The 18,311-nt window shown below is 40.7% G+C and carries 18 protein-coding genes; 7 read left to right on the plus strand and 11 right to left on the minus strand.

Annotation, left to right across the window (positions count from 1 at the left end):
• Positions 1–242: 242 nt before the first annotated feature.
• The 11 genes from FNN08_RS10670 to FNN08_RS10720 form a co-directional block, all read right to left on the minus strand.
• Positions 243–890: a hypothetical protein gene (locus FNN08_RS10670; RefSeq protein WP_143585593.1), complete on the minus strand. Its 648-nt coding sequence runs from the start codon at positions 888–890 to the stop codon at positions 243–245.
• A gap of 40 nt (positions 891–930) precedes the next feature.
• Positions 931–1,953, minus strand: a complete 1,023-nt coding sequence (locus tag FNN08_RS10675) for an alpha/beta hydrolase family protein (protein ID WP_143585594.1) — start codon at positions 1,951–1,953, stop codon at positions 931–933.
• Between the two features lie 20 nt (positions 1,954–1,973).
• Positions 1,974–2,939, minus strand: coding sequence for an alpha/beta fold hydrolase (locus FNN08_RS10680; RefSeq protein WP_143585596.1), 966 nt, complete (start codon positions 2,937–2,939; stop codon positions 1,974–1,976).
• Positions 2,940–2,947: 8 nt separating this feature from the next.
• Positions 2,948–3,301 carry a hypothetical protein gene (locus tag FNN08_RS10685; RefSeq protein WP_143585598.1) on the minus strand — a complete coding sequence of 118 codons (354 nt, stop codon included), beginning with the start codon at positions 3,299–3,301 and terminating at the stop codon, positions 2,948–2,950.
• A gap of 15 nt (positions 3,302–3,316) precedes the next feature.
• A complete protein-coding gene (locus FNN08_RS10690; RefSeq protein ID WP_143585600.1) occupies positions 3,317–4,498 on the minus strand; it encodes a methyltransferase domain-containing protein in 1,182 nt (393 codons plus the stop codon).
• On the minus strand, positions 4,498–5,256 hold the full coding sequence (locus FNN08_RS10695) for a DUF3108 domain-containing protein (RefSeq protein ID WP_260679324.1): 759 nt from the start codon (positions 5,254–5,256) through the stop codon (positions 4,498–4,500). The genes FNN08_RS10690 and FNN08_RS10695 overlap by 1 nt, the downstream gene beginning before the upstream one ends.
• 119 nt (positions 5,257–5,375) lie before the next feature.
• Complete coding sequence (locus FNN08_RS10700) at positions 5,376–6,596, minus strand: CaiB/BaiF CoA transferase family protein (protein ID WP_143585602.1); 1,221 nt, start codon at positions 6,594–6,596, stop codon at positions 5,376–5,378.
• Complete coding sequence (locus FNN08_RS10705) at positions 6,596–7,945, minus strand: amidase (RefSeq protein WP_143585604.1); 1,350 nt, start codon at positions 7,943–7,945, stop codon at positions 6,596–6,598. The genes FNN08_RS10700 and FNN08_RS10705 overlap by 1 nt, the downstream gene beginning before the upstream one ends.
• A gap of 2 nt (positions 7,946–7,947) precedes the next feature.
• Entirely contained in the window at positions 7,948–9,339 is a 1,392-nt protein-coding gene (locus FNN08_RS10710) for a phenylacetate--CoA ligase family protein (RefSeq protein WP_185962633.1), read from the minus strand.
• A 10-nt stretch (positions 9,340–9,349) separates the two neighbouring features.
• Positions 9,350–10,729: an MmgE/PrpD family protein gene (locus FNN08_RS10715; RefSeq protein WP_143585606.1), complete on the minus strand. Its 1,380-nt coding sequence runs from the start codon at positions 10,727–10,729 to the stop codon at positions 9,350–9,352.
• The gene (locus FNN08_RS10720; protein WP_143585608.1) at positions 10,729–12,096 is read right to left on the minus strand and encodes an MmgE/PrpD family protein; all 1,368 of its coding nucleotides are present in this window, start codon (positions 12,094–12,096) and stop codon (positions 10,729–10,731) included. Before FNN08_RS10720 ends, FNN08_RS10715 begins: the two co-directional genes overlap by 1 nt.
• A 303-nt stretch (positions 12,097–12,399) precedes the next feature.
• Here FNN08_RS10720 and FNN08_RS10725 point away from each other — a divergent pair, with 303 nt between their 5' ends.
• The 7 genes from FNN08_RS10725 (at position 12,400) to FNN08_RS10755 (ending at position 18,289) form a co-directional block, all read left to right on the plus strand.
• Positions 12,400–12,708, plus strand: coding sequence for an REDY-like protein HapK (locus FNN08_RS10725; protein ID WP_143585610.1), 309 nt, complete (start codon positions 12,400–12,402; stop codon positions 12,706–12,708).
• An 8-nt stretch (positions 12,709–12,716) separates the two neighbouring features.
• Positions 12,717–13,559, plus strand: coding sequence for an SDR family NAD(P)-dependent oxidoreductase (locus FNN08_RS10730; RefSeq protein WP_143585612.1), 843 nt, complete (start codon positions 12,717–12,719; stop codon positions 13,557–13,559).
• A gap of 35 nt (positions 13,560–13,594) precedes the next feature.
• A complete protein-coding gene (locus FNN08_RS10735; protein WP_143585614.1) occupies positions 13,595–14,479 on the plus strand; it encodes a polysaccharide deacetylase family protein in 885 nt (294 codons plus the stop codon).
• Position 14,480: 1 nt separating this feature from the next.
• Positions 14,481–15,314 (plus strand): HpcH/HpaI aldolase/citrate lyase family protein, encoded by an 834-nt coding sequence (locus FNN08_RS10740; protein ID WP_143585616.1) that lies wholly within the window; start codon positions 14,481–14,483, stop codon positions 15,312–15,314.
• A 20-nt stretch (positions 15,315–15,334) separates the two neighbouring features.
• Entirely contained in the window at positions 15,335–15,853 is a 519-nt protein-coding gene (locus tag FNN08_RS10745) for a MaoC family dehydratase (RefSeq protein ID WP_143585618.1), read from the plus strand.
• Between the two features lie 8 nt (positions 15,854–15,861).
• The gene (locus FNN08_RS10750; RefSeq protein ID WP_143585620.1) at positions 15,862–17,037 is read left to right on the plus strand and encodes an acyl-CoA dehydrogenase family protein; all 1,176 of its coding nucleotides are present in this window, start codon (positions 15,862–15,864) and stop codon (positions 17,035–17,037) included.
• 61 nt (positions 17,038–17,098) lie between these two features.
• Positions 17,099–18,289: a CaiB/BaiF CoA transferase family protein gene (locus FNN08_RS10755; RefSeq protein WP_143585622.1), complete on the plus strand. Its 1,191-nt coding sequence runs from the start codon at positions 17,099–17,101 to the stop codon at positions 18,287–18,289.
• The last annotated feature ends 22 nt before the right edge of the window (positions 18,290–18,311 follow it).

Genomic DNA, 18,311 nt, shown 5'->3' on the forward strand with positions numbered 1-18,311 from the left:
GATCCTTCCTTTACTTATGAATTCATACTCATGAGTATCATTAATCAGCAAATATTATCAAAATTATAGTTTAATTTTCAATAGAAGGAATAGCAGCTTTTAGCTGTCCGAAATTATTGTGCTGTAAGGCAGCGGGAGGTTTTAGCTAAGAATTATAAGTTGCTATGGTGAATAGTTGACAGTTTTATGCTTACACTATTCACCATTTTAAAGGGATTAATTAGGGGTTATTCAATACAAAGTTAATGTTTACGCATAAACTTACGTTCGGTAAATAATAAACTTACAATAAAGACTACTTCGGCAAAATTTCCAACGATAAAACCCCACGGTTTAGGCCCTGTTGCACCATTTAGCACAAAGATAAATAGTGAGCCGAGAAACATCCATTTCCACCCAGAGACTTTCCAAATAGCAGCAGCCATTGGCAGAATAATGATATTGGTTAATATGGTAGCAATAGGCGGCATACCTGACGTACTTACCAGTTTCTCTACCCCCATTACAGTGATCGGTGCAAGCTCAAGTAGAAATGCTTCATGATATAAACCAAAGCCTAGTGCAGCAAAGGTAAAGAGCCAGCAGGCATTCATAAGGAGTTTATTTCTGGCTATTTTTACACCTGCTCGTTGCATTATTGATAGAGCAAAAATAGTTAAAAATGGCAGTATTGTGGCATGTAAGAGAAAACGCAGGCTACTCGCGCTTTCAAACCAAGCATCGCTAATGTATAAAAAGCCTGTACCTTGAATTAAATTGTCATAAAACATACCAAAAAGCATAGCTCGCAATACCCACAACCTTAATGATGTTGGGTAGTCCCATTTATAGGTCCATATTAATAAGCTAAGTTGTATTAATGCATAAATTAGTAGCATGTAATTAAGCATAAATTTTTTCCTATAAATAGTTTTTCTGGAAGTTTTCTATTTACCGTTGTTTAAGCACCGAGAAACCATTAGTTAATCTATCTAATTTATCACTGTTAATAAAGGCTAATGATATTTCATCATTTTTTAAATACGCATTTAAAAATGCTGTACTGGTTGCGTTGAGCATATTCAGTGCATCTGTTTGTGGCGCAGCTTCTCGCTCTGGGCGACAAATTAAATTGCCCAAGTAATGATCGGCACCTTGCGTAATTAACGCGTACTTATCATTGGCCTTTGCGGTATCAAATGACATTTTATGCAATTGCCATTCTGGGAAGAAACTCGCGTCCATATCCCAAGTACCGGTTGTTACAAGCATTGGAGTCGTTACTTGTTGCCAACTGTCTTCAGTTATTTCATCAAACATTGGCCCAGGAGGAGAAATTGCAACAATGGCTTTAATGCGTTCATCTCGGTAATAGTGGTATTGCTCATCATCAGTATTATAAGTACCTGCGCCACCAAATTGTTGCGCCGAAAAGGCGCCGAAAGAATGACCTGTAGCAGCAATGTTATTTAAATCGGCTTTACCTTTAATGTCTTGTTGTTGGGCAATTAAGCTTAAGTTGTCGAGAATAAAACTAAAGTCTTTCATGCGCTCTTCAATAAGGCCAAAGTTACCATACCAAAGACTATTCATAATGCCACTGACCATGCCACAGCAGTCTTGATGATTAGGCGCAATCACCACATAACCATGACTTACCCAGTGATTAATGACGTTATCGTATTTATCATTACTGGCAAAATTACCATGAGAGAAAAGTACCAATGGGTAATTACCACCAGTGCTTGGGTAATAAAGGTTAAATGTAATTTCTCTATCGTTTTTGCTGTCGTTAATGACTAAATTCTTAACTGCACTAACCGTTAAGTTACCGGCATCAATAAAACTTATTTGCGCTAATTGCTCGCTGCTCATGTCTAAAGGATTTGCTTTGGGTAATACCGGTGGTTCACTACAAGCTAATAAAATTGAACTTAAAAAAACTGTGGTGATAAGTGCTTTAATGGTACGCATAGGTTCTCTTATTCTTTTTGTTATTGTCTTTGGCGAACAGGTTCACTTTGTTGTTTAATAAACTTAGCTACATCCATAGCTGATTGGCTTGGGATTTCTAGCGGGATCACATGACCAATGTTTGGATAAATGATGCTTTCTACTGTTTTTGCATTGATTAACTTGCTTGCGATTTGTTGTACGTGTTCGGCCGGTAGTTGTGGGTTTTTCTCTCCCCACAATATTAAGGTAGGCGCAGTGATCTTATTAAGAATAGGGGTTATGTCAGCTTTCTCATAACCACGCATACGATCATATTCCGCCATACGATTACCGCTGCGACGATACATTTGATGAAACTCAGTAAGTAACTCATCAGTCACTATACTATCATCAATAATGGGTGCTTCAAGGAAGCCTCTAAATAAAGACTCTGGTAATAAATAAAAGATAAATCCACCCCAGCTCGGCAGCTCTTTTTCCATATATTTATTGCTTACCTTAGGCATACCGGGAGTGTTGATTAGGATTAAATTTTCAATGTTATCTGGATTGTTAGCGGCATAAACATAAGCAATACCACCACCCGTTGAAGAGCCCGCTATGCTAGGTTTCGTTATGTTTAAATGATCGAGCAAACCTTGTAAAAGTTGTGTGGCACGCTGGCGTGAATAATCGTTTGTCGGATCAGGACCTGTTAAACCATGGCTAGTTAAGTCGTAGCGAATAACAGTAAAGTCGTGTTTAAGAATATCAACCCACGCTTGCCATTGACGCATGCTATAAAAGTGAGAATGAATAAGGACTAGCGGTGGGCCACTACCTTCAACTTTATAGCGTAGATTTACACCGTCGACATTGAGTTTTTGTAGGTTATCACCGCCATATTTTTGCTCAAGTTCGCTCACATCAATATCGCGATAGGCGATTAATACCCATGCAATATAAACAACTATTGTTAAAAGTAATAATTTGAGAGGCACGGTAATTAATCGCCAACTGAGCATAATATTTCCTAGTCTTTAAGTTCTTCTAAAACCTCAGCAACGCTTTTATCGTTACTTGTCATTGCTTGTTTTTCTTGATCAAGTACTAGCAAGATTCGGTTTAGGTACTCTTGCGTGTCTAGTGAACGTTTTGCGGTCTCGGTAGCGCTTGGTTGGAAGTTATCTAACTCATCACGACTGATAATACCTTTATCTGCTAATAAACACTCAAGGCTAGCTAAACGTTCTTTGGTGCTGTGTAACTCCATAGCTAATGCCATGGTAATAGCCATTACTTGCTCGGTTTGCTTGTCTTGTAAATATTGTGGGCGTTTACCTTTAGCACGGGTATTGGCCAAGCTTAATTTTTCTGCGAAATCCATAATTATTCCTACTACTTATTTCCAAATACCAAAAGCATTCCAAACTGGTGCGCGGCCAAAATCTTCGCCACCTTCATCGGCTTTGCCAAAGATGTTTTCGTCTACTTTTGATATGACACCTGTTTCAAACAGTTTGCTGCCATCAAAACCACATTCACTATGCCATTGTGCTAAATCTCGCTCGTGCATACGTCCCCAATATGGTTCGTTATTATTGAGAGTATCCCAGTCACGGATAAACTGTTCGTATACTGGCTTATCTGTGTATTGTGGCTGTTCTAAACTTATGGTTAAACCACCGGTTTTTAATACTCGGTTGATACCAGTTAAAATTGAAATCATTGAGCGGTCACACGCTTCATGCCAAAACATTGCTGTGGTCACTAAATCGAAAGATTCATCAGCAAATTCAGCCATATCTTCAGCGTCCATTTGCATAAATGTGATGTTGTGCACACCTAATGCTTTAGCACGAGCTGCTGCATAGCGTAGAGAAGGACGAGCTACATCAATTGCGATCACTTCGGCATCAGGAAATGCTTGTGCTAGAGGTACGGCGTTATGGCCAATAGTACAGCCGATATCTAAAATGCGTTTCGGTTTAAAATCTGGGTGCTGTTTCGCAAGCCAATTACCTAAACCTTGACCACCGCCATCACTTAAGCCTCCAAGTAAACCAGCAGTAGTAACAAAAATACCAATGTCATAGCTATTGGCTACGGTAACATCATCTTCGAAATATTCGGTGTAGTAACAGCCAGGTTGGCAATGTACATCAACAGCGCTGACGTTGTATGGCAACGTACAGTTATCATCAAGTACTATGTTGTCACCAGCACTAAGCAGATTTTTTACTTTGGTGGTTACGATATCACTGTCTTTTAATACTATGCTGCGACCCAATTGATGGCGCATTTCCATGGTGTTACGGCGCAGAGCACTCCACATTTGTAGATATGAATTGTCATCCATAGCTTCTCTTACTTCGTGTCTGTCTTGTGGCTCACGGCCATGTTGCTGTTTAAATTCAGGTAACACTTGCGTTTCATAGGCCGTTTTTACGCCAGGTAAAACGTTGCCCGATAAGTGCATATTTAAATGAGTAAGGAAGTTTAAGCGCGATACATCATCACTTTTTACTTGTGGAAAAAGTTCATGTTTATCGAGCGCACTCCAACTTGGTAGTGATTTAGCCATTAGTCTGCTCCATGAGTAATTTGTAATTCTTCAAGTTCATAAGCGGTTTGCATATAACCACCTACTTGGCCTTTTAAGAAGATGTAGTCACCGTCATCAGTAAACCAAACATCGTATAAAGGGTGATCTTCAGGTAGTGCACCAGGTGTTTCTACGAATTGAAAATGTAATGCGTTAAACGTACCGGCAGCAACGGTAATTTCTTCTTTACCTACGTATTGTAAACCGTAAGAGAAAGGGAAAAGCTCAGGACCAGTTGCACCACGGTGATCTGGAGAAGTGAGCATTAGGTTTTCAAAAAATTGCTGGCCCGGGCCATTAGCAATATTGAATATTTGACAAAACCAAGCATCACCACAAGTAGGATGTGCACCCACTGCTAATACTGGCTTATCAAGAGGTAACTTTTGACTTTGACGCCCGTGCTCTTTAGTAAATGACTCACACTCGGCATATTCATCAGTAAAGCGATACCAACCAGTGCCAACAAATTCATCGCCAACACTAATGCGAGAAAAACCATCGAGTGGCTTCCAGTTTTCATCGACAGAGTAAACCACATCACGTAATACTGCTGGCGCATCTTCGATTTCTGTTTGTGCGCGTAGAGTTCGAGCACCGTTGGCATGAACGGTTTGGCTAAAATATTCTCGACCACGAACATGGCCTAAACGCTCAGGTTTATTACTGGTATATTTTATCGTGCCTCTGATTGTTTTATGCGGCATATTTGACTTGTTCATGTTTAACTTGTTCATAGTTACTCTTTATTCGGTTAACTGTTTATCAATAGCTATAGCACTGATAATTGATTAAATTAGCTTGTACTGCATTGTTAAATGTCATTATTAAGCGGTGACTAAACCAGTGCGGTTAGTTAAATAATCTTTTGTTTTTCTAATTCTCTTAGCTGCTCAGGGCTTAGACCTAGCTGACTGGTTAAAATATTGTTTGTATCTTCCCCTAAAATTGGCGGTGCTTTTTTGTATTCCACCTTGGTTTGTGAAAACTTAATTGGGTTCGCCACTTGCTTCACTTTAGGGGCATTAGCATGATTGAGTTCCATCACCATTTCGCGATGCTGTACTTGTGGCTCAGCGTAAACTCTATCTAATGTATTGATTGGCCCGCATGGTACACCTGCCTGATTAAGTGCATCTAACCAATAATCTAAATTTTGCTGTGCAAATGCAGCGCTTACTAATGGCAATAAAAGCTCACGATTAGCCACGCGTAGTTGATTGGTAATAAAGCGCTCATCTTCGGCAAGCTCTGGCACGCCTAATGCTTGTACACATCGTTGGAATTGGCTGTCATTACCAACGGCCAACATAATGTGACCATCTTTGGTGGCAAAGGCTTGATACGGCACTATATTTGGGTGTGCTGTGCCTTGTGGTTTTGGCACTTTTTCGCCGACTAAGTAATTCATCCCTTGATTGGCAAGCCATGACACTTGTGTATCAAGTAATGCTAAATCAATATATTGGCCAATACCTGTGGTATTACGGTGATGCAATGCCGCTAATATACCGCTTACCGCGTACATACCCGTCATGATATCAACCACGGCAACGCCCACTTTTTGTGGCCCTGCGCCCGGTTGCCCCTCAGGTACGCCGGTTAAACTCATTAAGCCACCCATGGCTTGGATCATGGCGTCATAACCAGCACGTTTTGAATCTGGCCCAGTTTGACCAAAACCAGTAATAGAGCAATAAATAATACTTGGATTAACGGCTTTCATGCTTTCATAATCTAAGCCATATTTCTTTAAGCCGCCAACTTTAAAATTTTCAACGACAATATCGGCTTTGGCCGCTAATTGATGTATTAGTTTTTGCCCTTCTGTTGAGGTGATATCAATAGTTACTGAATGCTTTCCTCGGTTTGCCGCTAGGTAGTAAGCGGCCTCGCTGGTGTCATTACCTTGTTCATCTTGTAAAAAAGGAGGCCCCCATTTACGGGTGTCATCACCAGCGTTTGGACGCTCAACTTTCCATACCTGTGCGCCAAAATCGGCAAGCACTTGCGTAGCCCAAGGACCTGCTAAAATTCGGCTTAAATCTAATACCTTAATGCCTTGTAATGGCCCCATTATTTATCTCCAGAGATTAAGTCGGCTAGCGCTTGTGGTAATTTATATTGCCAGCCACTTAATGTTTGATATTGCTCAGCAAGGCCAATTAATTGGTAATCACTACCTGCAGGACCTACAAATTGTATGCCCATTGGTAACTCGTTAGTTGGCATTGGTGCAGTAAGAGCTGCAAGCTCTGCATGATTAGCTAAGGCTGTTAAGTCGGCTTGATTTGCTGGCACAGCTTGGCTAAATTCAAATGCTTGTTGCGGCGCGGTTGGCATAACTAAAATCTCGGCTTGCGCAAATATTTGCTGCGCAAGTTGCTCGGCTTTAGCTAAAACATTAATTGCTTTAGTGACACTTGCATCGTCTTTTGTATTGCCAAAATCGAGCATGCTAGCAAGCTCAGCCGAGAACAAATGATGATTATTTTGGTAGTCAAATTGATGTTCAACCAACATATCTTTTTCACAAATCAATAAACCTGCACGGCGAGCAGCTGAAAAATCATAATCTAGGCTAAAACGCTTTATTTTATGGCCTGCATCAACAAGTAGCTGTAATTGTTGTTCGAATTTTTCAATAATATTAGCCTCAACCCCAAGCTGCTCCAGATTACTTGGCGCCAGTAATTGATAGCTAGTCTGTTCTGCTAAGTAGTCGATTTGTCTTGATTGCTGACAGTCTTTATCAAAGCCTTGTAATATCTCTAAGGCGATTCTTAAATCACGGGCAGAGCGGGTTAAAGGACCTATGTTGTCCAATTCTTTCGCGCAAATCACCGTGCCGCCAATACTAATTGCACCTTTACTGGCTTTTAAACCAAATACGCCACAATAAGCGGCAGGGATGCGAACAGACCCCATGGTATCAGTACCTAAGGCAAGTGGTGTCATAGCCGCAGCAACACTTACGCCACTGCCACCTGATGAGCCACCTGGGGTATGGGTAAGATTATGTGGGTTAAAGCATTTACCAAAATGTGGATTATCATTGGTTGCGCCTAATGCACCTTCATGCATATTAAGCTTGCCACTTATGCTCATGCCACTTGCTAGTAGCTTTTTAATGGCAAAGGCATTGTCCGTCGGCTTGCTATCTTCACGCGTAAGCATGCCGGCGGTGGTGTTAAAACCAAGCACATCAATATTATCTTTAACCGCAACACTGATACCGGCAAATGCTTGCTTAGCATCAGTTGCCGAAATGTGCTTGGCACTTGAAATAAATGCGTTTAGATGCGGGTTAACTTGCTCATTATGAGCAAGCTGCATTGCAAGTAACTGATCAGCAGAAATATCACCTTGCTCAATCAATTGTCTTTGTGCCGTTAAATCTAAGCTTAAGATCTCAAGTGCAGTCATTATTATTTGAACCTGTTATCGATTAAACGAATTGGTTTTTGACGAACTTCGGTTTGCGTTAGTGGCGCTAATTCACCTTTCGATGCTAGCTCTACTGGCATTTCTACACCAAAGCTCTGTTTTAATAACGCTTGATACGCACTTACATCGGAATTGTTTATGTCTTCTACTTCAACTTTAACCAGTAGTTCGTCACGACCAGTACTGTCGCGATCAGCAATACAGATATAATCACCAGCAAAATCACTGCGTTTTTCTAATACAGGAGCAAAACCTTGTGGATAAATATTGATACCACGTAACTTAACCATATTGTCACTACGGCCTAAGAAACCTTCGATACGGTCAAGGTCTAAACCTAATTTTGATGGCGAGGTTTTAATGCGAGTAACATCGCAAGTATTAAAACGAATTACCGGGAATATATCGTCTTTATATAAACAGGTTACGATCAAGTTACCAATATCCCCTTTAGGTAGTGGTTTGTTGGTATCTGGGTCACATACTTCAACATAGTGAGCATCTTCCATCACGTATAAACCGTCGTGATCAGGACCTTCACCTGCTATTGCGCCAGTATCGCCAACGCCATACCAATCAAATATTTCTGCACCGCCCCAAGCTTCAGAGATTGCTTCGCGAGATTCTCGGCCCATATGACCTGAGATCATGCGTACTGGAATATCTTTACCAGGTTCAATGCCTTCTTCTTTCGCTGTGTCAGCGAGTTTTTTAATGTAATCAGCAAAGCCAATAATTACGTTAGTGCCGAAATCTTTCATCAAGTTAACTTGTTGTTTCGAGCGAGTTTCAACGCCAGTACCAGCCGACATAAATAACGCATTAGTGTAATGAGTTACGCCTTCACGCACATAGTGGCCGCCATTAATTAAGCCATGCCCGTAAACTGAATGAACAATTTCATGTGGTTTTAAACCTTGCATGCGGTAAATTCGGCCAAGTAATAAGCCTTGCACTTCGCGTGATTTTGGTGAGAAAAATAACGGCTGCGGTCTGCCAGTAGTACCACTGGTAGTGTGTAAAACCATAGTGTGGTTTGTGTCGCCTTTACTAAAGTCCATACCGTGCATATCACCAAATGGCGGGTAAGCGGCAACACTGTCCATAATTTCTGTTTTTGAATAAACAGGAAGTTTTTCGATGTCTTTTATACTTTGGATGTCTTCAGGTTTTACCCCTGCATTACCCCATAAACGTTGGTAAAAAGGGATCTCCCAAGCACGCTTAACACATTTCATAAACTGTTGATTTTGAAATGCTTGTAATTCATCTTTACTACCAGTGCTGTATTTTTCTAAAAATGCATCACCAATAGGGTAATCATTTAGCATGGCTTTTACGTCAAAAGACTCAAAATAGGTTGGGTAACTCATGAAACTTCCTTTAAATTTTCTTTTTATACATGAGGGGGATTAATTCATTGATCGAATCTAACTTCTCAAGTTGCTGTAATTTTTGGTGTAATTGGGTGATTTCAGTTTCTGTCAAAGGTGTTTGAGCCGATTGGCAACACAAACTAAATTTTTCAAATTGCTGTTTTGCTGACAATGGACGTAATGGATGCCCTAATACATTATCTAATGTCAGTTGTAATCTTTGGCCTGAAACTAAATTAACCGTGATAGTTTGTGGCACCATAGCATTAGGATCTTGGCAGTCACTTTGCTCGGTAATAATTTTTTCAGCTAAAGCCAGACGTTGCTGATCGACTAAAGCTTGTTTACTGAAATCTTCTACTGATACTTTGCCAGTTAACAAATAAGTCGCGGCGGTATAGGCGTTACATAACTTAGCGTAGTTAGCATCCATAGTTGGGGATGGCCTACGATCGACTAATCGACAAATAAGCTCTGGAGCCGATATATGGATATTCGCAATATCATCTGAGCTAAAGTTATGTTGTTGCTGTAATTCGATTAAAGCGTCTATGGTGCCGTGTGCAGCGCGACCCGTAGGGAATGGTTTATGGGCAACATCACATATTTGGTAGTGTTCGCCTAAGTCTTTTAAAAGTAAGCTCAGGTCGAAGCTGTCTTCCATTAAGTTAAAGTAACCAAAAGGCCCTTCTAAAAAGTTGTGTGGGCCGGTAAATCCTTGCTGGGCAAGAGTTATTGCATTAATTGCGTTACGAGCGTTAAAGGCAACTTGCATTGGTAGCATAGGTGAGCCTTCGATATGCGCTTGCATAGTGCCACTGCCATGACTATAGGCAATCCCCATAGCGTCTAGTGTTTGCTGTTTGCTTAGATTAAGCATATTAGCAATGCCGGCACTTGCGCCAATGGCACCACAAATAGCAGGTCGGAAAAACTTGATTGGTGATGTCGCACTTTGACCAATTCTTGTTGCTACTTCTACCGCAGCAACAACACCTTGAATAAGCTGTTGTCCTGATAGTTTATGTTCTTCGGCCACGGCAGTTAAAGCCGATAAAATTACAGCCATAGGGTGTACTACGGCTTTTTCGTGCACACAATCCCATTCTTGGTTGTGAATTTGAAAAGCATTTACCATGGCTGCAGCCGCAGCCGATTGTTTTTCACCAGAGTGCCAAATGGTTGCACCATCACAGCTACCTTGACTAGCAGCCAGTGCTTTAACTGCTTTTACTAATGGCATTCTTGAGCCACTAATGCCAACGCCAACGCTGTCGGTAATAAACACCTTGGCACGCTCAATTACATCTTCAGGTAACTGGGCGTAGCTTATTTGCAATGCAAATTGTACTAATTGTTGGGTACTTGATTCTGGCTTACTACTCATTACTCTGCCTTGCTTAAATTTTCGAGATAGTTATTTAGTGTTAAAGCGTGGCGAGATTGGTTATCGCAAATTGTCAGTAAGGCAGCTGTATTGGCGGTTGCAATACCAGCTTTACTGATCAGATATTCGGCTTTATGTTTAATGGCGGCAATACTCATTGGTTTATTTGGATCGCCTAATGTATCTACTGTTGTCGCCTTTAGAACTTCACCAGAGCTTAAGGTCACTGAAATATTTGCGGCGAACTGTTCTGGATAATTTGCGCTTATCGCTTGCTCAGCTACAACGCTAATTTTACTGCGCAGGGTGAGTAACTCATCATTAATACCATTGTCACTGCAATAATACTGCGCCTGATAATGCTCGAGCTTTGGCTCGCCTAAACAAACCCATGCGGCTAACGCATGCTGGATACTAAATTTGGCTTGTACGTCGGTGCTCGGGTTAGGACGATCGCAAAAGGTTATAGCATCATTGTATGTACTTACCGTAATCGCTTTAATGTCAGAAGCTTTTAGTTTGTTACTTTGTAATATTTGCTGCAGCGCATCCATAGCAGGATGTACATGACGACATGCAGGCCAAGGTTTAAAGCTGCAATCATGAATAAGCCACTGCGGATTTTCAGCGCTTAAATAAAGAATATTGGCATCAGTTGATGTGGCTGCTAAAAAACCTTGTTCACCATCAATGATTGATTTTGGCCCACGTAAACCAATGCTGGCCATTTGTGCAGCCATAACACCGATACGAGTAGCTTCTGCATTATGCCATTGCTTGGTATGAACATCTTCATGGCGCATTTGCCATAGACCGCCAGTACGCGAAAGGGCATTGCCCATGGCTGATAAGGTTTGCTGCTGATCTAACTTTAATAAATGAGCGCTTGCTACTGCTGCACCTAATACGCCACAAGTTGAAGTATTGTGATAGTAACGATAATGACTTAAGCCAACACTTTGACCTAAGCGTATCGTTGCTTCGTAGCCTTTAATTATGGCATCTAATAATTCATCAATACTGGCGTTTGTAGTTTGTGCTGCAGCAATTGCAGCTGGAATAACGATAGGGCCAGGATGCAAAATAGAGGTGCGATGCACATCGTCCATTTCCATTATGTTACCAAGGGCGCCATTGTAAAATGCGGCACTGGTGATATCGCTTTTACTGCCATCGATACAAGTTATATTACCTTTTGGAGCAAGGGTTAAATAGTTTTTGAACACCTTACCTGTTTCGGTAATGCTGCCGTAAATAGCACAACCTAACCAGTCTAATAAATGCAAACTCGCACGCTGGCGATCACTATCATCGATAGTTCGCTGCAGAGTATTTAATAAATTTTCGCTGGCGCTAAGTTGAGTCATTTTATGCTTATTTAATTAGTTTATAGTCAAAATAATACATTACATTTGTTATAAACATATAACAAATAAGTGTTGAGCTCAATATTTGCCTAATTGTTGAAGAGTTAAAAATGCTAAAAGTCATTTGAACAAAATAGATAAATGACTAATCGCCATGATTTTACAGGGTTTGATTGCGCTAATTGCCTTTTAGCAGTTCGGCATTTATCTAATATTGACAATTACACAACGACAGCTTAATTTGTCGAATAAGAAATTAAATGTTATATATATATAACAATATAATAAAAGGGTGTGAAACCAATGAAAAAACTTGTCGTGTTATTTAACTTAAAAACAGAAACTGATGTAGAAGCTTATGAAAACTGGGCTAAAACAGTGGATATCCCAACGGCAGGTAGCTTGCCGTCGATTGATAGTTTTGAAGTATTAAAGAGCGTATGTTTATTTGGTAGTGATGACACCCCGCCTTACCAGTACGTTGAAGTGTTAGCAATAAATAACTTAGATACGCTAGGTAATGATGTAAGCAGCGAAGAAATGCAAAAAGTAGCTGCTCAGTTCCAAGAGTTTGCCGATAACCCAACCTTTATTCTAATGGAAAATATTTAAGGACTATCATGGCTAATTATCCTGAATTATCTGGCAAAGTAGCGGTTATTACTGGTGCTGGTCGCCACAAAGGTCTTGGTGAAGCAATGGCAAAACGCCTTGCCAGTGAAGGCTGTAAGGTTGTTATTACCGATATAGGTCATGCTGCAGGCGACCATATGCCTGAGTCTGCTATTGGTACTAGTGACGAGATGCAACAAATCGTGGCTGAAATCAAAGCGGCTGGCGGTGAAGCAAGTGCTTTTGCTTGTAATGTATTAAATGCTGAAGAAGTTCAAGCTGCAGCCAAATTTGCAGTAGATACATACGGCTCATTAGATATTTGGGTTAATAATGCCGGTGTTGGTTATTTAATGAAGCCAATTTTAGACATGGATGTGAGTGAGTGGGATACCGTTTTAAATGTTAACTTACGCGGTACATTCTTAGGAATTAAATTTGCTGCTGAGCAAATGGTTAAACAAGGCAATGGCGGCAAAATTATTAACATAGGTTCGCAAGCGTCTAAATCTGCTTTTGCTCACGCATCTGCTTATACAACGTCTAAGCATGGTATGAATGGTATTACTCGTGTTGCGGCGCAGGAACTTGGCGAACATAAGATTAATGTAAACCAAATTTGTCCTAACCACGTAACTACAGGTTTAGGCGCATGGCAAAATTCGCACTTTAGTGAAGTGACAGGTAAAGGCCATGATAAATACATGCAAGATATGCGCGATCGTATTCCTTTAGGTCGACCTGGATTACAAGATGATATCGCTAAGGCTTGTGCATTCTTATGCTCAGAGCAAGCATCGTACATTACGGGTGAATGTATGAATGTATCTGGTGGCGAAGAATACCATTAGTCGTAACGCTAATTTGAGACGAGAATAATAAATATATGAGTGCAGCTACAACTAAAAAGTACCCTTGGCCAAACGATGCCCGCATTGCTTTGTCTATGGTGGTAAATGTAGAAGAGGGCAGTGAATATAATATCACTGAAGGGGATAGAGGACCTGAGCCCGTAGATGAACTACAAGTAAGTTTGTCTAAACCAATGCGTAACTATGGTAATGAGTCTAATTATTTATATGGCATCAAAGAAGGTGCACCAAGAATTATTAAGTTATTGGATAAATACAATGTAAGCGCGACATGGACCGTTTGTGGGCAGAGCCTAGAAAAATATCCTCACTTAGCCGACACCATCAAACAACGTGGTGATGAAGCGTGTTCACACGGTTACCGCTGGATCCATCAATTTCGCATGAAAGAAGATGAAGAGCGTGCTTATATTCGTAAAGCTGCAGACTCAATTGAACAAACAACAGGGCAACGTCCTAAAGGTTGGTTGTCGCGTTATTTACTCACTGACAATACTCGTCGCATCTTACAAGAAGAAGGTTTCTTGTATCACATGGATGATTACAGTGGCGATGAACCATTTTGGGATAGCGTTACTGATAGTGACGAGCCTATGTGTATTTTACCGTACGCAATGGACTCAAATGATATGAAGATGTGGGTCTCTGCCAGCTTTACTCCGGATGATTGGTTAAAGTATGCCAAAGATACCTTTGATACTTTATATGAAGAAGGTGGTGAGCAAACTCGTATGATGTCACTAGGTTTACACCTTCGCATTATTGGCCGACCTGGTCGTATTTGGGCACTAGAAGAGTTTCTTCGCTATGTAAGTTCAAAACCTGGTGTGTGGTTTGCCCAGCGCGGCGAAATTGCCGAGCAATTTATTAAGCACAATCCTGCACCCGAGGCTAAATAATATGAGCTTACCTATTATTCGTTCATTGTTATTTGTACCTGGCTCTCGTCCTGAACGTTTTGCAAAAGCAGCAGGGGCTGGCGCTGATATCATCTGTATTGATTTAGAGGATGCAGTATTACCAGCTGATAAAGCAACGGCGCGACAAGCGGTGGTTAATTATTTAAAAGACAATAACAAGTTAGTTGTACGTATTAACCATATTGCTAGTAGCGATGGTATTGATGATTTAACGGCAATGCTAAATGCAGAAAATACGCCATTGGCGATTATGTTACCTAAAACTGCAAGCGCTGATGAAATTGAACTAGTGGTAAGTAAAATTGCTAATACCGAGATAAAAATTATCGCGTTATTAGAGTCAGTTGCTGGCGTGCAAAATGCAGCGGCTATTGCTTTAGCTGATGATCGTGTTGAAGCGTTAATGTTTGGTGGGGCTGATTACAGTGCTGAGATCGGTGCCGAATTTAGCTATGAACCGCTGCTTTTAGCGCGTAGTCAGTTAGTGCAGGCAAAAGCGGCTAAATCTATACAGCTAATTGATGTGCCGCATATTGATATAAAAAATATCGACGAGCTAAGCCAAGAAACCAGCAAAGTAAAAGCCTTAGGTTTTACTGGCAAAGCGGCAATCCACCCGATTCAACTAGATGCAATACATCAAGCGTTTAGTCCGACGAATGAAGAGATCGAGCAAGCGCAGTCAATACTCGCAAGCGTAACTAGCATTGATGCTGGTGTCGTTGTGGTTAATGGCCGCATGATTGATCGTCCAATTATTGTTGCAGCACAAAGAACAATGGCACTAGCCAATGTTGCAACTAACAAAAATTAATAAGAAGTAAGGAAATTATTATGGTTCAGAATGTTAAACAAGTAGGTGAAAACCGTTTTCGCGAAACTTTTGGTCGTTCATACGAAGACTTCACAGTTGGTCATATTTATGAGCATCGTCCAGGTCGTACTATAACTAAAACTGATAATACTTGGTTTACCTTACTGACAATGAATACTCACCCAATGCATTTTGATGATGAATATGCAAAAGCCAGTGAGTTTGGTAAGTGTATTGTTTGTTCACCGTTAACGGTAGCGATTATGGTTGGTATGAGTGTGACTGATTGTAGTCAAAAAGCGATTGCTAACTTAGGTTGGGATGGCATTAAAATGACTTATCCATTATTTGAAGATGACACGCTAACGGCTGAATCAGAAGTAATTGAAAAGCGCGAATCATCATCTCGTCCAGGTGCCGGTATCGTGACTATTCGTACTACAGGTTTTAACCAAAATGGTAAGCAAGTTTGTACCTTTACTCGCACTATGTTGATCGCCAAAGAAGGTCACAGTGTTGAAGATAAAGTAAATTATTAGGATTAATGATGTCAGAAGTGTATTCAAAAGAAGATGAATTAGCCATCTTAGATATGATCAACAAATGGGTTGATAACGAAGTATTCCCAATTGCTAAAGAATACGATCAAGCCGATAAGTACCCACATGAGCTAGTTGAGCAAATGAAAGAGCTTGGCTTATTTGGTGCCACCATTGGTAGTGAATTTGGTGGTATGGGATTACCGGCTTCAATTTACGCCAAAATAGTAATTAAAGTCGCTTCAGCTTGGATGGCTCCAGGTGGTATTTTTAACTCTCATTTAATACAAGCTTCTACCATTGAGCGTTGTGGTACCCAAGAGCAAAAAGAACGAATTTTGCCGCGCATGGCCATTGGTGAATTACGTGGTGGTATTGCATTAACTGAACCAAATGCTGGTTCAGATTTACAAGCAATTTCAACGACAGCTAAACGTGACGGCGATGATTACATTATCAATGGTGCTAAGACTTGGATCACCAACTCAATGAATGGTAATTCACTTGCGGTACTCGTTAAAACTGATACTGAAATTCAACCACGCCATAAAGGTACTAGTTTATTCTTTATTGAAACCAAGGATAGTGAAGGTAATGTTTTACCAGGTATCGAAATCACCAAAATGAAAAAGATGGGTTATAAAGCCATTGATACTTGTGAAGTTGTATTTACCGACTTTAGAGTATCGGCTGATAACTTAATTGGCGGCGAAGAAGGTAAAGGTTTCTTACAAGCTATCGGTGGTTTAGAGCTTGGCCGTATCAACGTTGCCGCTCGTGGTGCCGGTATTGCGCAAGGCGCGTTAGATTTATCTGTACGTTATGCACAAGAGCGACAAACATTTGGTAAACCAATTGCTGACCATCAGGCTATCCAACTTAAACTTGGTGAAATGGCGGCAAAAGTTGAAGCTTCGCGTTTATTGATTGAGCAAGCAGCAGCTAAATTTGATGCCGAAGAACGTTGTGATATGGAAGCTGGTATGGCTAAGTACTTTGCCTCTGAAACGGGCGTTTTCTGTGCTCAAGAAGGTATGCGTATTTTTGGAGGCTACAGCTACAGTGTTGAGTACGATATTGAACGCTACTATCGCGATGCCATGCTGATGTGTATTGGTGAAGGTACCAATGAAATGCAACGTATGATTATTGCTAAACAATTAATTGCCCGCAATAAAATTTAAATTTAATGAATAAAAACGGTGCTTAAAGCACCGTTTTTGTATGTAACAAATAGGAACAAAGATGTCTGAACTTCCATTAAAAGGTGTACGCATTATTGCCGTGGAGCAATATGGTGCTGGTCCTTTTGCTTCAATGTATTTAGCCGATTTAGGTGCTGAAGTAATTAAAATTGAAAACCCAAAAATTGGCGGAGATATTTCTCGTCATACGGGGCCATATTTTTTGGGAAAAAATGACAGTTATTTTTTCCAAACCTTTAATAGTAATAAAAAAAGTTTCACCCTAAATTTAAAGTCAGAGCAAGGCCAAGAAGTCTTTGCTAAGTTAGTGGCAAGTTCTGATGCGGTACTTAATAACTTACGAGGTGATCAGCCGGATAAGTTAGGCTTAACTTACCAAGCGTTGAAAGCCGTTAATCCAAAGATCGTTTGTGCCCATTTATCGGCTTATGGTCGAGATAACGATCGAGCTACTTGGCCTGGTTATGATTACTTAATGCAAGCTGAAGCTGGCTTTATGCACCTAACCGGCGAGCCTGGTTCTCCTCCTGCTCGATTTGGTTTATCTATGGTTGATTTTATGACAGGTGTAACAACAAGTTTGGGCTTAACTGCAGCCCTATTTGGTGCATTAAAAACAGGTGTTGGTCGCGATGTAGATGTGAGTTTGTTTGATGTTGCATTACACCAATTAACTTACCCAGCTACTTGGTACTTAAATGAAGACCATGTAACGGAGCGTGCTCCTCGCTCGGCGCACCCATCAACGGTGCCATGTCAGTTATTTAAAACCAGCGATGGCTGGATCTTTATTATGGCGATGACAGAAAAGTTTTGGCAAGCATTAGTTGATGAAATCGATGACCAACAGTTACGCGCAGAACAATTCGCTACGGTGGCGCTACGTCGAGATTGTCGTGATCAGTTAACTGAAATCTTAGATGGCTTGTTATCTAAGCAAACAACGGCGCAGTGGCTTGAACGTTTAAATGGTAAGTTACCTGTTGCTCCTGTATATGACTTACCACAAGCATTAAATAATCCTTATTTACGTGAGACAGGGGCAATTCAAAAAGTTCCTCACAGCCAAAACCCTGACATGGAAGTAGTTGCCAATCCAATTCGTTTAAATGGCCAACGCTTACAAAGCAAGGCGTGTGTGACTTTGGGTGAAAACACCGAAGAATTATTAGCAGACGTTGGTTTTAACCAAGATGAAATTAAAGAGTTACAACAACAAAGCGTTGTTTAAAGCCTGAGTTAAAAACTTAGTT

Origin of the sequence: Thalassomonas sp. M1454 (assembly GCF_007097525.1) — a bacterium.
Lineage (GTDB): Bacteria > Pseudomonadota > Gammaproteobacteria > Enterobacterales > Alteromonadaceae > Thalassotalea_A.

Excerpts from the sequence above, each read along its gene's own strand:
- FNN08_RS10670 (WP_143585593.1), bottom strand. The coding sequence starts at position 890 with ATGCTTAATTACATGCTACTAATTTATGCATTAATACAACTTAGCTTA.
- FNN08_RS10675 (WP_143585594.1), bottom strand. The coding sequence starts at position 1,953 with ATGCGTACCATTAAAGCACTTATCACCACAGTTTTTTTAAGTTCAATT.
- FNN08_RS10680 (WP_143585596.1), bottom strand. The coding sequence starts at position 2,939 with ATGCTCAGTTGGCGATTAATTACCGTGCCTCTCAAATTATTACTTTTA.
- FNN08_RS10685 (WP_143585598.1), bottom strand. The coding sequence starts at position 3,301 with ATGGATTTCGCAGAAAAATTAAGCTTGGCCAATACCCGTGCTAAAGGT.
- FNN08_RS10690 (WP_143585600.1), bottom strand. The coding sequence starts at position 4,498 with ATGGCTAAATCACTACCAAGTTGGAGTGCGCTCGATAAACATGAACTT.
- FNN08_RS10695 (WP_260679324.1), bottom strand. The coding sequence starts at position 5,256 with ATGAACAAGTTAAACATGAACAAGTCAAATATGCCGCATAAAACAATC.
- FNN08_RS10700 (WP_143585602.1), bottom strand. The coding sequence starts at position 6,596 with ATGGGGCCATTACAAGGCATTAAGGTATTAGATTTAAGCCGAATTTTA.
- FNN08_RS10705 (WP_143585604.1), bottom strand. The coding sequence starts at position 7,945 with ATGACTGCACTTGAGATCTTAAGCTTAGATTTAACGGCACAAAGACAA.
- FNN08_RS10710 (WP_185962633.1), bottom strand. The coding sequence starts at position 9,339 with ATGAGTTACCCAACCTATTTTGAGTCTTTTGACGTAAAAGCCATGCTA.
- FNN08_RS10715 (WP_143585606.1), bottom strand. The coding sequence starts at position 10,729 with ATGAGTAGTAAGCCAGAATCAAGTACCCAACAATTAGTACAATTTGCA.
- FNN08_RS10720 (WP_143585608.1), bottom strand. The coding sequence starts at position 12,096 with ATGACTCAACTTAGCGCCAGCGAAAATTTATTAAATACTCTGCAGCGA.
- FNN08_RS10725 (WP_143585610.1), top strand. The coding sequence starts at position 12,400 with ATGAAAAAACTTGTCGTGTTATTTAACTTAAAAACAGAAACTGATGTA.
- FNN08_RS10730 (WP_143585612.1), top strand. The coding sequence starts at position 12,717 with ATGGCTAATTATCCTGAATTATCTGGCAAAGTAGCGGTTATTACTGGT.
- FNN08_RS10735 (WP_143585614.1), top strand. The coding sequence starts at position 13,595 with ATGAGTGCAGCTACAACTAAAAAGTACCCTTGGCCAAACGATGCCCGC.
- FNN08_RS10740 (WP_143585616.1), top strand. The coding sequence starts at position 14,481 with ATGAGCTTACCTATTATTCGTTCATTGTTATTTGTACCTGGCTCTCGT.
- FNN08_RS10745 (WP_143585618.1), top strand. The coding sequence starts at position 15,335 with ATGGTTCAGAATGTTAAACAAGTAGGTGAAAACCGTTTTCGCGAAACT.
- FNN08_RS10750 (WP_143585620.1), top strand. The coding sequence starts at position 15,862 with ATGTCAGAAGTGTATTCAAAAGAAGATGAATTAGCCATCTTAGATATG.
- FNN08_RS10755 (WP_143585622.1), top strand. The coding sequence starts at position 17,099 with ATGTCTGAACTTCCATTAAAAGGTGTACGCATTATTGCCGTGGAGCAA.